The organism is Flaviramulus basaltis (assembly GCF_900114265.1).
Taxonomy (GTDB): Bacteria; Bacteroidota; Bacteroidia; order Flavobacteriales; family Flavobacteriaceae; genus Flaviramulus; species Flaviramulus basaltis.
Window position 1 is genome coordinate 15,729 of sequence record NZ_FPKV01000001.1, and the last position, 14,702, is coordinate 30,430.

General features: G+C 30.5%; 11 protein-coding genes. 2 read left to right on the forward strand and 9 right to left on the reverse strand.

Annotated elements, in window-relative coordinates:
* Window positions 1–42: 42 nt before the first annotated feature.
* Window positions 43–378 (reverse strand): gliding motility protein GldC, encoded by a 336-nt coding sequence (gene gldC / locus BT151_RS00085; RefSeq protein ID WP_072399522.1) that lies wholly within the window; start codon window positions 376–378, stop codon window positions 43–45.
* Complete coding sequence (gene gldB / locus BT151_RS00090; RefSeq protein ID WP_072399523.1) at window positions 378–1,340, reverse strand: gliding motility lipoprotein GldB; 963 nt, start codon at window positions 1,338–1,340, stop codon at window positions 378–380. Before gldB ends, gldC begins: the two co-directional genes overlap by 1 nt.
* Before the next feature lie 92 nt (window positions 1,341–1,432).
* On the opposite strand from gldB, the gene nadE reads away from it, so the two are divergent.
* On the forward strand, window positions 1,433–2,221 hold the full coding sequence (gene nadE / locus BT151_RS00095; protein WP_072399524.1) for an NAD(+) synthase: 789 nt from the start codon (window positions 1,433–1,435) through the stop codon (window positions 2,219–2,221).
* A gap of 103 nt (window positions 2,222–2,324) precedes the next feature.
* Window positions 2,325–2,957, forward strand: a complete 633-nt coding sequence (locus BT151_RS00100; protein WP_072399525.1) for a response regulator — start codon at window positions 2,325–2,327, stop codon at window positions 2,955–2,957.
* Here BT151_RS00100 and dnaG read toward each other — a convergent pair.
* The 7 genes from dnaG to BT151_RS00135 all read right to left on the reverse strand — a co-directional run bounded on the left by dnaG (window position 2,952) and on the right by BT151_RS00135 (window position 14,689).
* A complete protein-coding gene (dnaG, locus tag BT151_RS00105; protein WP_072399526.1) occupies window positions 2,952–4,910 on the reverse strand; it encodes a DNA primase in 1,959 nt (652 codons plus the stop codon). The two genes, BT151_RS00100 and dnaG, sit on opposite strands and share 6 nt — an antisense overlap.
* Window positions 4,911–5,119: 209 nt before the next feature.
* Complete coding sequence (gene secDF, locus BT151_RS00110) at window positions 5,120–8,113, reverse strand: protein translocase subunit SecDF (RefSeq protein WP_072399527.1); 2,994 nt, start codon at window positions 8,111–8,113, stop codon at window positions 5,120–5,122.
* A gap of 202 nt (window positions 8,114–8,315) precedes the next feature.
* On the reverse strand, window positions 8,316–8,933 hold the full coding sequence (locus BT151_RS00115; protein ID WP_072399528.1) for a hypothetical protein: 618 nt from the start codon (window positions 8,931–8,933) through the stop codon (window positions 8,316–8,318).
* Window positions 8,934–9,006: 73 nt separating this feature from the next.
* On the reverse strand, window positions 9,007–9,933 hold the full coding sequence (gene mdh, locus BT151_RS00120) for a malate dehydrogenase (protein ID WP_072399529.1): 927 nt from the start codon (window positions 9,931–9,933) through the stop codon (window positions 9,007–9,009).
* A 201-nt stretch (window positions 9,934–10,134) separates the two neighbouring features.
* The gene (locus BT151_RS00125) at window positions 10,135–11,151 is read right to left on the reverse strand and encodes a DUF6588 family protein (RefSeq protein WP_072399530.1); all 1,017 of its coding nucleotides are present in this window, start codon (window positions 11,149–11,151) and stop codon (window positions 10,135–10,137) included.
* A gap of 90 nt (window positions 11,152–11,241) precedes the next feature.
* A complete protein-coding gene (locus BT151_RS00130; protein WP_072399531.1) occupies window positions 11,242–13,788 on the reverse strand; it encodes a TonB-dependent receptor plug domain-containing protein in 2,547 nt (848 codons plus the stop codon).
* On the reverse strand, window positions 13,775–14,689 hold the full coding sequence (locus tag BT151_RS00135) for a FecR family protein (RefSeq protein WP_072399532.1): 915 nt from the start codon (window positions 14,687–14,689) through the stop codon (window positions 13,775–13,777). The genes BT151_RS00130 and BT151_RS00135 overlap by 14 nt, the downstream gene beginning before the upstream one ends.
* Window positions 14,690–14,702 lie beyond the last annotated feature (13 nt).

A 14,702-nucleotide genomic window follows, 5' to 3' on the forward strand; every position in this document is an offset into this window, starting at 1 on the left:
TCTAGTTAGCTAACTTCTTTCAACAAAAAATCAGTTAAAACATTATTTATTTAACTCCAATTTTTCAGCAAAATAATCACAAAAGTCTTTCATTGTAGCTGTCATTTTTTCGTCTTGAGTTGCCCTATTAAATGTATCACTCATAGCAACTAAGGTTTGATGAAAAAACACTTTCATCTCATCAACAGGCATGTCTTTTGTCCATAAATCTATACGTAATGTCTCTTGTGTTTTACCATCCCAAACAGCAAGCATCATAGCTTTAGCTTCTTCATTTGTTATACCACCATCTTGTGCTGTCCAATGTAGTTTTTCTGGCACTCGGTTTTCATCCAATTCAACATTAAGTTCGATTTTTGAGGTTATAGTATTTGCCATTATTTTCTAGGTTTAAACTTTGTATTGTTAAAAATATCTTCAGTGTTTTTTATTAGCATCTCCTTAAATGTAACATCATTTTGTTCCATGTATGCACGTATAATTTGCCAACCAACATATTGCCCTAATCTCCCAGGGGAATCAGCATCAATATCTTCTAAATAAAACTTAGAAAATGGTGCATCATTTATAAATCTACCTGGTAATTTAGAGTCTGTACTAAAAAGTAATTCACGCTCTACAAAGTAGCGCCAAACATAACTTTCATTAGCCATTGCCCAATCTAATTCTGCTTGGGTGTAACCTATACGTTCTGCATCTGTTTTAAAAGGAATCATAACATCTTTAAAATAGAGTTGCTTTCCATAATAAATCATTTCATCAAGTAACGTTTTACGCTGTGGTTGATATATATATTTCTTGGCATATTCTTCTGCTATATCAACAACTAATTGCTCTTTTTTAAAGTTAGATTTCAAATATTTTTGAATACCACCGTAAAATTCATGATCACTTCCTAAATAAGTGTCAAGCGCAATTACCACAATAGTATCTGTAACTATTACTTTGCTTCTATAATCTACATCGTTTGTGGTAGTAATAACTCTTGGAGGATTAAACTCTGGGAAATAATATTTTAAATGATTAAATAAAGCTTCTATTTCGTTTTCTGTGTCATCAAAACTATTAAAGGTTTTATCAACTTCATTAAACAATTGCACTTGTAAAGTATCATTTTTTTTTGCTAGCCAAAATGAATCCTTATATTTTTCAGAAAACATAAAAGGATAAGCTGTTTTTAATTCGGATAAATTGTTTGCAGTAACTTTTGAAAATAGCTTATCAAAACGTTCTACTTTAATATCAGTATTTATTTTAGCTATTTCAGTCTCTGCTTTATTTTCTTTTTTGCAAGAAATAGCAACAAATAACAATATAAAAGATAATATTATTGATTTCATATGAAACTTAAACGATATAAATTTTTATAAATTGAGCCTATGGTTTATTTTTGTTTACAAAGGTACTATTCTCAGATTTAAATTCATTTAAAATGCAAACAGAAAAAGTTGTAGATTATATAGTAAATTGGTTAAAAGATTATGCCACTAACGCTGGCATGAAGGGTTTTGTTATTGGGGTTTCTGGCGGTATAGACTCTGCAGTAACATCAACACTTTGCGCTAAAACTGGATTACCTCTTTTATGTTTAGAAATGCCTATTCATCAAGCATCTACTCAAGTTAGTAGAGCTATGAATCATATTGAATGGTTAAAATCTAATTTTAATGATGTAAGTATCACTCAAGTTAACTTAACACCAGTATTTGATAGTTTAATAGATGCTTTACCCGATGTTGATAATGAAGCGGAACGCTTTATGTCTTTAGCTAACACGAGAGCTAGGTTACGTATGACAACTTTGTATTACTTTGCTGCTTTAGAAAAGTTTTTAGTAGCTGGTACAGGTAACAAAGTAGAAGATTTTGGAGTAGGGTTTTACACAAAATATGGTGATGGAGGTGTAGATTTAAGTCCTATTGCAGATTTATTAAAAACTGAGGTTTATACTATAGCACAATATTTAGGTGTTAATAAAGAAATTATTGTTGCTCCACCAACCGATGGTCTTTGGGGTGATGACAGAACTGATGAAGATCAAATAGGAGCTTCTTACCCTGAACTAGAATGGGCTATGAAAATGGCTGATGAAGGCAAAACAGCCAACGATTTTAGCGGCAGAGAGCAAGAAGTTTTTAAAATATACAAACGCTTTAATAATTCGAATAAACATAAGATGTTGCCAATACCAATTTGCGAAATTCCCGATACTTTTATGTAATCATATGTTATTGCAGGTTGTTTAAAAAATTCTTACATTTACATCAAGCTTAATCTCTCAAACTTAACTATTTCTCAAAATAGTTCTAAAAAGCTTTTTAATTATGATAAAATTATTAGTAGCAGACAACCACCCTATTACAAGAAAGGGACTAGAAGTCTTATTTTCTGCTTCCTCTGACATAAAAGTTGTTGGAAGTGTTGATGATGGCGAAGCCATCTTAGAATTTATTAAGAAAAACCCTGTAGACATTATTTTAATGGAAACAGATTTTCCTAAACTTAACGGATTAACTGTTTTACGTTATTTAAAAAATGATTACCCAGACATTAAAGCTATTATCTTTAGTGCACAACCAGAAGAAGTGTATGCCATAAACGCCATTAAAGCTGGTGCATCTGGATACATTTCAAAATCTGTAAATGTAATCACAATAAATGAAGCCATATTAAAGGTTAATGATGGCGGTATTTATTTAAGTAACGATTTAACACAACAATTAGCTTTTGGAAATAGAGTTAATAAAACTAACGGTACTTTTTATAAAAAATTATCGACCAGAGAATCTGAAGTTTTAAAACTTCTAACTATTGGTAAAAAGAACAAAGAAATATCTAAAGAATTAGATATTAATGAAAAAACGGTTAGTACTTATAAAGCACGTTTAATGCGTAAATTAAAAGTTACTAATTTAGTTGATTTAGTTAATCAAGCTAAACTTAACGAAGGTCTATAAAACTCTATTTAGTTTTCTAGACAATAACATTTTTAGACCCGAATAGTCTTTTACTTCTTCAAGTATATTTCTATTCGTGTCTATTTTATTTTGCAATGTTTCTTGCTGAAACTCTTTCACCTTTTGATCAATTAAAAAACAACGTAAACTTAAAATAGTTTCGCTAACTAGTTGTGCAATACTGTGTGTTTTTTTCTTTGGAAAAATATTCATGCGGTTCCAATCATCTAATGCATAACGCTCATCTTCCATAAGAATAGTAGTTATTTCATTAGCCATATCTTGTTCTACTGAATTTACAAAGTTTTTAAGTTCGAAATCTGGGTTTTGGTTTAACCTATCTATAATAGTATAGTACAATTCTTTAAACTGTGGATTTGTAAACTCCATCTCATCATCTTGCAGGTCTAAAAACACTTTCTCAAACACTTTAGCTTGATGAATTACAGGCTCTAAAACCAGTTCTCCCTTATCATTCTCTTTTAAAACTAAGTCTTCAAAATCTTCTTTTTTATTTCCGTAAAGCAACAAAACTTCAATGATTTTTCGCTCTAAAACATATTGAACATCCACCTTTTTTACAGGTTGTTGATGCTTTATAACATCAAAAGCTTTTTGCTCATTTTTATATTGCTTATTATCTTCTTGAAACTCCTTTTTATTTATTTGTGCTAGTGTGCTGAATAGAACTTCCTCACTTATATCCATAATTCTGGCACACTCTTGTATATAAATTTCTTTTTTAATACGATCAGGTATTTTAGAAATACTATTTACAATATCCCTAACTGTATCAGCCTTCTTTATGGGGTCGTTTTTAGATTCTTCATATAAAACCGATGCTTTAAACTGAATAAAATCTTTTGCATTATCCTCTAAATACAAAGACAATTCTTCAAGGGTATTTTGTTTTGCAAAACTATCTGGATCTTCACCCTGTGGAAATGTACAAACCTTCACGTTCATACCTTGTTCCAAAATCAAATCTATACCTCGTAACGACGCACGCATCCCTGCTGCATCTCCATCAAATAACACCGTTATATTTTTTGTAAGACGATTTATAAGTCTAATTTGTTCTGAAGTTAAAGCAGTTCCTGATGAGGATACTACATTTTTTATCCCTGTTTGATGAAACTGAATAACATCTGTATAACCTTCAACTAAAAAACAATTATCTTCTTTGGCTATACTTTGCTTGGCATGATAAATGCCATATAACACTTTACTTTTATGATAAATATCACTCTCTGGTGAGTTTACATATTTGGCGGCTTTTTTGTCATTAATAAGAATACGTCCTCCAAAGCCTAAAACCCGACCACTCATACTTTTTATAGGAAACATAACGCGTCCTTTAAACCTATCAAAACGCTTCTCTTCTTTTACTATGGTAAGTCCTGTTTTTTCTAAATAGTCAAGATTATATCCTTGCTTTAAAGCTTCATCTGTAAAAACTTGCCACTCGTTTAATGAATATCCTAAATCGAATGTTTTAATAGTTTCATCTGTAAATCCACGCTCTTTAAAATAACTTAAGCCAATCGATTTTCCTTGATCTGTTTTATGTAATACTTTTTGAAAATAAGTATTGGCAAATTCACTTACTAAATATAAACTTTCTCGTTCGTTAGCTTTTTCTTTTTGCTCGCTAGATTGTTCTGTTTCCTCAATTTCAATATTGTATTTTTTTGCCAAATACCTTATAGCTTCTGGATAAGTAAAATGCTCATGTTCCATTAAAAATGAAACAGATGTTCCGCCTTTACCCGTAGAAAAATCTTTCCAAATTTGCTTTACAGGAGATACCATAAAACTTGGTGAACGCTCGTCGCTAAACGGACTTAAACCTTTAAAGTTACTACCTGCTTTTTTAAGATTTACAAAATCACCTATCACCTCCTCTACTCGGGCGGTTTCAAATACTTGTTCTATGGATGATGGAGATATCAATATGGAAATTTTATGAAATGTAAATGTAATATAAAGTATTTACTTAATAAATTAAAGCTGTTTTGAAATTTGACTTTTCAGGAAAACCGTCTTCAAAAATTTTATATTTAGCTCTGTAAATTAAACTCTATTTATTTTGATGCTAAATGAAATCAAAAAAAAGCCTATCAAAAAATGATAGGCTTTTCAATAAAGAAAAAAATTTTGAGTTAGTCTTTCTTCTTCTTTTTATCTTCTAATCCTTGTACAGTATCATACATTATTGGTGTAGCAATAAATAGTGATGAGTATGTACCTACTACAACTCCTACTATTAAAGCAAACATAAATCCTCTAATAGAATCACCTCCAAAAATAAATATAGCTAATAATACTACCAAAGTAGTTAACGACGTATTTAAAGTTCTACTTAAAGTACTGCTTAAAGATACGTTTACAACTTTATTAAAGTTCCAGTTTGAATGCTCGTTAAAAAATTCACGAATTCTATCAAATACAACTACAGTATCATTTAATGAGTAACCTATTACAGTTAGTATGGCTGCAATAAATGCTTGGTCAATTTCCATACTAAAAGGCATAAACTTGTATGTTAGTGAGAATACACCTAATACAATTAATACATCATGGAATACTGCAACAACAGCACCAAGTGAGTATTGCCATCTTTTAAAACGAATTAAAATATATAAGAATACTACAATTAAAGACCCTAAAATTGCCCAGAATGATGCTTGTTTAATATCATCGGCAATTGTTGGACTTACTTTGTAATACTTCATTAAACCAACTGTTTTAGTATCGGCATCACTAATAAAATCCTCATATGATACACCGTCTAAATGTGGTTGTAAAGCCGAGTAAAGTGTTTTTCTAATATCTTCATCAACTTCAGAACCTGTTTCGTTTACTTTGTATTTTGTTGTAATTTTTAACTGATTTGCATCTCCAAATGTTTTTGCATCTGCACTTCCAAACACGTCTGGCTGAGATAAAACACCTGTTATTTCAGAAGCACTAATATCTTGTGCAAAACGTACTTGATAAGTTCTTCCTCCTACAAAATCTACACCTTGATCTAAACTATTTGTAAATAAAGATCCTAAACTTAATAAAATGAAAGCACCAGAAATAATGTAAGCCACTTTGCGTTTCTTTAAGAATTCTATATTGATGTTTCTAAAAAGATTTTTAGTAATTCCTGTAGAGAAATCTAATTTTCCACCTCTATTTGCATACCAATCAATTAATAATCTAGTAATAAAAATAGCTGTAAATAAAGATGTTCCAATACCTATTAGTAAAGTAGTAGCGAATCCTTTAATTGGTCCTGTACCAAAAATGAATAAAATTAAAGCTGTTAAACCTGTTGTTATATTCGCATCTAAAATAGATGATAAGGCATTACTAAATCCATCCTGAATCGCTTCTTTTTGCCCCTTGCCTTTGCCAAGTTCTTCTCGAATACGTTCAAATATAAGTACGTTCGCATCAACTGACATACCAATTGTTAGCACGATACCTGCAATACCTGGCAATGTTAGGACAGCTCCTAATCCTGATAAAATACCGAAGATTAATAAAATGTTTAATAACATAGCAATATCTGCAAATGCACCCGCTTTACCGTAGTAAAATATCATCCAAAGTAATACTAATGCTAAAGCAATTGTGAAAGACATTTTACCACTATCAATAGCTTCTTGACCCAATGATGGCCCAACAACTTCACTTTGAATAATATCTGCTGATGCTGGTAACTTACCTGCACGTAATACGTTTGCTAAATCTATTGCTTCATTTAATGTGAAGTCCCCAGAAATAGAAGAACTTCCTCCAGCAATTGGACCTGTAGTTACTCCTGGGGCAGAATATACAACGTCATCTAAAACAATAGCTATTTGGCTACCTTGTGTATATGCTTTACCTGTCATTTCCTCCCAAATCTTAGCACCTTTTGCATTCATTTGCATAGATACTTCCGATTTTCCTGTTGGTCCAAATTGGTTACGAGCATCGGTTACTACCGCGCCACTTAATTGCGGTGTGTTTTCTCTATTACCATCTAATGCATATAAATCGACTAATTCGCTATCTTTTTCTGGTTTCCCGAAAACGAATTTAGTATAACGTTGTTCTGCTGGAAGTAATGATCTAACTTCTGGTTTATTTAAATAATCAAGAACGGTTTCTTTGTCTTTAATTTCAAACTTAGCAATAACTGGTCCTCCAGGATAACCTTGTCCTCTTATTAAATCGAAAACCGGGTTTACTGCTGCAACAGCCGTAGAATCAGTTTCAGCATCACCTAATAAATCATCAATTTGAGAATCTGTAGCATTTTCTTCATCTTGTGGTTCAGCTTGTTCTGCATCAGTTTTTGTATCAACAATATCTTTTAAAACTTCATTAGCTTGAGATAAAAATGGAAAGAATTGCTCCCCTTTATAAGCATCCCAAAATTCTAATTGTGCTGTACTTTGTAATAAACCTGTAGCACGTTCTACATCTTTAACTCCTGGTAATTCAACTAAAATACGACCAGATGACCCTAAACGCTGAATATTTGGTGATGTTACACCAAACTCATCAATACGTTTACGTAATACCTCAAAAGCAGAAACAATTGATTCATCAATTTTTGTTTCGATGATGTTTTTAACCTCATCATCAGACATGGTTCCATCAATTTCACCATCTAGTGCTTTGGTATAAAATATATCTGGAGATGCTAATTTTGTGTCTCCTTTAATTTTATCAAAAGCCACAAAGAAATCTTGTAAATAAGTATTTTGACTATTCTTTTGAAGCTCGGTAGCATCATCTAAAGCCTTGTTAAAAAGAGGGTCTTTAGTGTTATTTGTTAATCCTTTTAAAATGTCTTTTACAGACACTTGAAGAATTACGTTAATACCACCTTTTAAGTCAAGACCAAGGTTCATTGCTTTTGCTTTCACATCGTTATAAGTGAATTTTGCAATACCTATGTTAAAAACCGTATCGGTTGCTATTGACTGTAAATAGTTAGCTTCTTCTTGACTACGTTTTGCACGATAGTCATCTTCTGATTCTGGAATTTTATTAATAGCTATTTCTGCTGCTTCACTTTCAATTTGATTTGATTTGAATGTGAATGAAAGTTGATAAAGACTTACCAAACCAAACAAAAGAGCAAATAACTTTACTAATCCTTTATTTTGCATTTTTATATTTTTTAGGTCAAATTTTTTTAAACGAGCAAATATAGAATTTCCCGTATAATTTGACAATTTTTATATTTAATTAAAATTTCTAGCTTTTTTTAATTGATGAAAGCTAATTTGAGAATGTATTTATGAAACAATTTTAAAAGTTTTTATGAATCTTTTTATTGATTATGAAAAGATTCACTTTTAAATTTGCCCATTAGCAAATGGGGCCAGCTCTAACTTCAGGAATTTTGTGTAGTATATCATCTATTGTAATAGCAATATTCCTACGCACTTTATAGGTTAGTTTTACAATTTTATTGTCGTTACTAACTATTATAGTATTGAAAAGTATGTGTGGGTTTGGGTCAAAAAAACGATCACTTTTTGTGTCGAACTGAATAACGCTTATGCCATTTAAATCCCAATCGGTATCGTTTCCATCTTGAATTTCATAAATATCAAGATTATAACTAATAGTATCTTCACCTAACGGAAGTTGGTTTGAATTTTTATTATGATTGGCTGTAAAATCAATTTCTACCTTTTTCTCTTTAGAAAATGTTTCTTTTATAAGAGTAACATCAGCATCGCTATAATAAGTTATTTTCAACTTACCAAGTTCACCTTCTTTTACTTGAATATTGTCTACACCTAAATCTTGCAACTGTTTCTTTACAATTGCAATAGTGTTTTTAACCTCATCAATGGTTACTGCAACATCTGTAAATTGCAATACAATTTCTTGATTTGCTATAACTGCAGGTCGTTGGGAAACAATACCCAACAGAGTAAGAATAATAATAAAAGTACCTATGTACCATTTTTTTAACATGCGCCAAATATAAAAAATAAAGACTGTATTTCTACAGTCTTTATATAAATATCTACTTAAATGTATTTAGATGTTATACATCTAATAATCCATTTGTTTTTCTAACACCTTCTGCACTATTTAACATATGTGCTTTTTCAGCATCACTTAATTCAATATCAACAATTTGTTCTATACCGTTTTTACCTAAAATTACTGGTACACCAATACATATGTCATTTAAACCATACTCACCTTCTAATAGCGTAGAACATGGGTACATTTTCTTTTGATCACAAGCAATGGCTTGAACTAAACCACTTACTGCAGCTCCAGGTGCATACCATGCCGAAGTACCTAATAATTTAGTAAGTGTAGCACCTCCAACTTTAGTATCGGCAGCTACTTGCTCTAAACGCTCTTCGCTTAAAAATTCTGAAACTTTTATACTGTTTCTAGTTGCATGAGAAGTTAATGGAACCATACCTGTATCACTATGTCCTCCAATCACCATACCATCTACATCACTAATTGGCGCTTCTAAAGCTTCAGCTAATCTATATTTAAAACGAGCAGAATCTAAAGCTCCACCCATACCTATAATTCTGTTTTTAGGCAATCCTGTAGATTTGTGTGCTAAATACGTCATGGTATCCATTGGGTTACTCACAACAATTAAAATAGTATTAGGAGAATGCTCTATTAAACTTGAAGACACCGCTTTTACAATACCTGCATTAATACCTATTAATTCTTCACGTGTCATTCCTGGTTTACGAGGAATTCCTGAAGTAATTACACAAATATCACTATTTGCTGTTTTGCTATAATCGTTAGTAATTCCAGTTATTTTAGTATCAAAACCATTTAAGGATGCGCATTGCATTAAATCCATGGCTTTTCCTTCTGCATATCCTTCTTTGATGTCTAACAAAACAACTTCTGAAGCGAAGTTTTTAATGGCGATATACTCTGCACAACTTGCACCTACGGCACCTGCTCCTACTACTGTTACTTTCATTTTAATTTATATTTTAATTTAATTGATATTTTACGATACAAACTTCAACATTTTAAATCATTAAAATACTGATGTAAGTCATGCGAAATTACGAATTAAAATACTCTAAATAAAAAAAGTACAAGATTTAATCTTGTACTTTTTAAGGAAAACTAAACATAAACTAACTAAAACTAAATAATTATATTTTCTAAACGCTTACTACCTGAAACCAAAATTGATTCCTACTGAAAAAGCGTTAAATTCTGATAAATGATATTCTGCATTAAGTCTAAAAAAACCTAATTTTAATTTTGTTCCTATAGTTCCTCGTACCGAAGAAGCTTCACTTGATACCGAAAATGGATCTACAATATCTTCTGATGTTAAAACACCATTAGTAACCCTATAAGTTCCTAATAAATCTGATTCTGATTTCCCTTTAATATATCCTAAACCGCCGTAAAAATTAATTATTGGCAATTTAGTAGATGCTATTAATTGAAACAACCAAGTATTAGTAGCGTTTTCAACACGTTGATTTTCGCCTTGTATTCCAGACGAATCTGTTAAGTCATAAGAACCATCTAAATGCGTGTAAGCCACTAAACCAGATATAGCAACTGGTAATAATTTATCTGCAGGCAACCACTTGGTCACTTCAAACTGTACGCCTGCACCATACATGCTTAAAGAAACATCATCTGCATCAATTTTAGGCACAAAACGCGCTTTAAGTTCTATACCTTTACTTAATCCTAATGCACCTTGTATAAATGCTGTTGGTATTAAACTTATATTTTCTGAACCAATACCTTGTGGTAATTCTATTTGCTCTGTCTGGCTTCCAAAAATTGCATCTTCATACTCGACCTCAACAAAAATGGCTGGGTTATTTTCCCCTAAAACTGATGAAACCATTTGAGAACTTGGCCCTTGAACAAATTGAACATTATTATAATCATCAGTATTTAAATTAAACACCTTATTTTCATCTTTTACAGATGCAGCATTTACAACAACAGAAATTTCAAAACCTCCTAAAGGTTTTGCATCTGCCGTGTTAAACCAGTTAGAGTTCATACTGTGCATTAAACCATTAGTTCCTGGTGCTAAATAATCATTAGCAAATTTTGCAGCATCATCAACACCCGCAGCAAGTAATGCATCGATATCATTTTGAGCTTGAGAAATTGTTGTTGCCAACACTAGTAACGTAAGTAAAATTATCTTTTTCATTTATAATAAATTTGGTTACACAAACATAAGAAAAAAAAACACAAAAAAGCATTTAATCGTGTAAAATTGTATTTAATCGATGTTATTTATTTAGAATTTAACTCTAAAACTTAAATTCGGAGTTAAACCAAGAGATTTATTATCTATTTGTAAAGCTTTATTAGAATCATCTGGATTAACCTCATAATAACGATTAATGCTGTTTTTTCTATTTAAAATATTTAAAACACCAACTCTAAATACCCCTAAAACAGATTCTGAAATATTAAAATTATAATTGATTGAAGTATCTAACCTTATAAAATCTTCTAAATTTTCATTGTTAGGTGTGTCATAATTAACAGTAGTTGTATTACCATTTTGTACAGTTTCGTTACCTTCAATTGGTTTTGTATAAGGCTGGCCGGATCTACAAATACCGCCAACTGAAACTTCTAAATTATCTAAAACGTTATAATTAAAAGCCAAAGAAACTGAATGCCTAATATCAACATTATTAGGAAAAGTAGATGGTGTAAAACTTTCAAATTTATAATCGTTAATACTGTATGTATAACTTAACCAAGCACTGGATTTGTTTGCTGTTTTATTTATTAAAAACTCAACCCCCTTAACATTATAACTTCCTGTAGCATTTATATATTGAAAATTGTTATAAAACCCTTGATTTGAAGCGGTAATACCATCAATTACTTTATAAAAACCCTCGACATCAATTAGTATATTATTATGTTTAAACTCAAAACCTAAAGACCCTTGTTTACTTTCTGAAATTGGAATATCTTTCTCATTTGCTAAAATCCAACGTCTGTTTTCAACACCTAAAAAATCATCTTGAAAATCTATTTTTTGATTTGCAGACTGATTTTTAAACTCACCTTGCAATTTAATAGCTAGTTTATTGGATAACTTTTGCCTGAAATTTAAACGAGGCTCAACAATAAATTTATCAAATTTTTGAAAATAGTTTCCACGAACACCTAATCGCAAATACGTATTATCCTTATTATATTCTAACTCGCTAAAAAGCGCATGGTTTAATAAAACGTCTTTTTTTGTTTTACTATAGGATGGCGAACTAACTGTGGTTTCGTTTAAAATACCAATTTCACTAAACTGATAGCCATTTAAGAGATTAAAAACCTTATTAATTTTAAAATTAGTTTTAAGCTTAAATCCTGTTTCTAAAACCTCATTAGCTTGTGTTAATTTTTGATCTGTTTCAATTCTATAATCTGTTGCATCTACATTGTATTTAGAATAAAAAGCAGTTATATCTGTTATAAACTTATCGCTCCAAATAGCGTTCCAACTAGTTCCTAAGCCTAAATTTTCTTGTTGTAAATTACTTGTTTTAGATTCTGTTTCATCTGTATTATTAGTATAACTTTCAGTATAATCTAAATTATTACTTATACCAATTATATTGGCTCTAAGCTTATGATTTTCATTAAAATCAAAAAGTATTTTTGCTGTGTAATCGTAAAAGTAAAATTCTGATGATCTATTACTTTCACTTATGTTGTCATCATTTGTTGTAAGCTCGCTATCTTGAAAACTACGTTCAAAATAATTATCATAAGTTGGTGTATTAAAAATATCTGTAAAAGATCTTCTTCCAGAAACATGTAAGGCTAATTTTTTACTTATTGGTATTTCTAAAAAGGCATCGACATGCAATAAATTAAAGCCAAATCCACCAGAAAAATCATCTCCAATCACATCTTTTGTAGACATATTAATAGTGCTAGACACACCATCACTAAACTCACTAGGTGTCCCATTTTTCATTACAACAACTTTATTGGTAAGATAAGGATTGTATGCTGAAATGAGTCCGAAAAAATGTCCAGAATGATACATTTTAATATTATCCCAAAGCATTAAATTTTGGTCGTTAGTACCTCCTCTAACATTAATATTCGCAATACTTTCATTAACACTTTCAACACCTGGCAATGCTTGAATAGATTGTAAAATATCTGGCTCGGTAAGTCCTGGTAAAATACCAAATTTTTCAGTATTTAAAATGGTGCTTCCATCAATTCGCTTTTGCAAACCTGTGGTTAAAAACTTAGATATTAAAACTTGATTTAACTCTTCATTTTTTTCTTGCATAACTATTGTTTTGCAAGTATTATCTATGAATCTTAAATCTTTTGCTTTAACCATCAGATTTTCATAGCCTAAAAAAGAAATTACAACGGTTTCATTAATACCAACATCTGCTAATTGAAATTCCCCATCAACATTTGTAATTAATCCTTTTGAAGAGTTTTTAATCACGACAGACGCACCCAATAGAGGTTCATTATTGGCCTGAGTAATCACCAAACCACAAATAGAAATTCTTTTATCTATTGTAGAAACCGTAATATAACGCTCGTTAAGAAACTTGAAGTTTAAAATTGTGGTTTGATTAAGTGTTTCTATAATCTTATTTATCGAATCGGCTTCATTTGGGCTATCAACAATAATAGCATTAACATCGCTTTCTGAATAAGAAAACTTTACATCAAATTTAATTTCTAATTGCGGAAGTAAATCTAAAAGTGGTAACTTTTCTTGAGATTGAATACTAAAAGAAAAACTACAACATATTAAAAATAAACTGAAAAAATTTTTAGTTCTTTTCATAGTTATAGAACTCTACTTTTTTACTATTTATTTTATAGCTTAATTTAAGTGGAATCGTTACAGATTGCAACGCCATATTTTTATTGGTATGTGTAAAACTACCAGAAAACATTTTATTCACATTAACATTAGAAGCTTTTATAGTTATATCATATTGAATTTCTAACTCGTTTATAACTTGCCATAATGGCACATTATCAAAATTAGACTCTTTAGCTAACCATGATGGATTTTTAGCATAAAAATCTTTAGTCTCAATAATTTCTCCATCAACAACTCTAAATGCTTTTCCTGTGGTTAATATGGTTGTTTTATTATTATGTGTAACTCTTACAGAGCCTTCATAACATTTTACTTCAAAATAATTAGCGCGTTCTTTTACATTAAACTGTGTTCCCAACACTTGTATATTACCAACATCTGTTTTTACAGTAAACTTTTCACCTTTAGTCACTTTAAAAAAAGCTTCACCTTTTAAATTAAGATTTCGGCTTTGCTTCCACTCTTTTTTATTAAATGTAAGTTTTGATTGCGCATTTAGAATAACTTCAGAATTATCTGGAAGGCTTAAGGTTTCTGTTTGTGCTATTTCTGTTGAATAAGACTTTGTGTTATTAAAAAACAAGAAGTAAGAAGACGTTAGCATAACCACAAAAATGGCTGCTATTTTTAAAAATGATTTAAAATTTAATGAAATAACCTTTGTCTCATCCTTTTTAAACGTTCTTGTTTTAAAATCTTCTAGTGCTTTTTGAGCATCTATTTTAGGAATATCAATTTGTTTTGAATAAAAACCTAGTTTTTCAAGCGATGAAAAATCTTCCTGAGGATATCTTTTTTTAATTTCCTCAAGAGATATTTCTCCATTAAACCACTTTAATATGTCGTTTTCTTTATTCATTAATTTTATACTT

Bases quoted from the DNA above. Each gene is read 5' to 3' on its own strand.
- gldC (WP_072399522.1), bottom strand. From the start codon at position 378: ATGGCAAATACTATAACCTCAAAAATCGAACTTAATGTTGAATTGGAT.
- gldB (WP_072399523.1), bottom strand. From the start codon at position 1,340: ATGAAATCAATAATATTATCTTTTATATTGTTATTTGTTGCTATTTCT.
- nadE (WP_072399524.1), top strand. From the start codon at position 1,433: ATGCAAACAGAAAAAGTTGTAGATTATATAGTAAATTGGTTAAAAGAT.
- BT151_RS00100 (WP_072399525.1), top strand. From the start codon at position 2,325: ATGATAAAATTATTAGTAGCAGACAACCACCCTATTACAAGAAAGGGA.
- secDF (WP_072399527.1), bottom strand. From the start codon at position 8,113: ATGCAAAATAAAGGATTAGTAAAGTTATTTGCTCTTTTGTTTGGTTTG.
- BT151_RS00115 (WP_072399528.1), bottom strand. From the start codon at position 8,933: ATGTTAAAAAAATGGTACATAGGTACTTTTATTATTATTCTTACTCTG.
- mdh (WP_072399529.1), bottom strand. From the start codon at position 9,933: ATGAAAGTAACAGTAGTAGGAGCAGGTGCCGTAGGTGCAAGTTGTGCA.
- BT151_RS00125 (WP_072399530.1), bottom strand. From the start codon at position 11,151: ATGAAAAAGATAATTTTACTTACGTTACTAGTGTTGGCAACAACAATT.
- BT151_RS00130 (WP_072399531.1), bottom strand. From the start codon at position 13,788: ATGAAAAGAACTAAAAATTTTTTCAGTTTATTTTTAATATGTTGTAGT.
- BT151_RS00135 (WP_072399532.1), bottom strand. From the start codon at position 14,689: ATGAATAAAGAAAACGACATATTAAAGTGGTTTAATGGAGAAATATCT.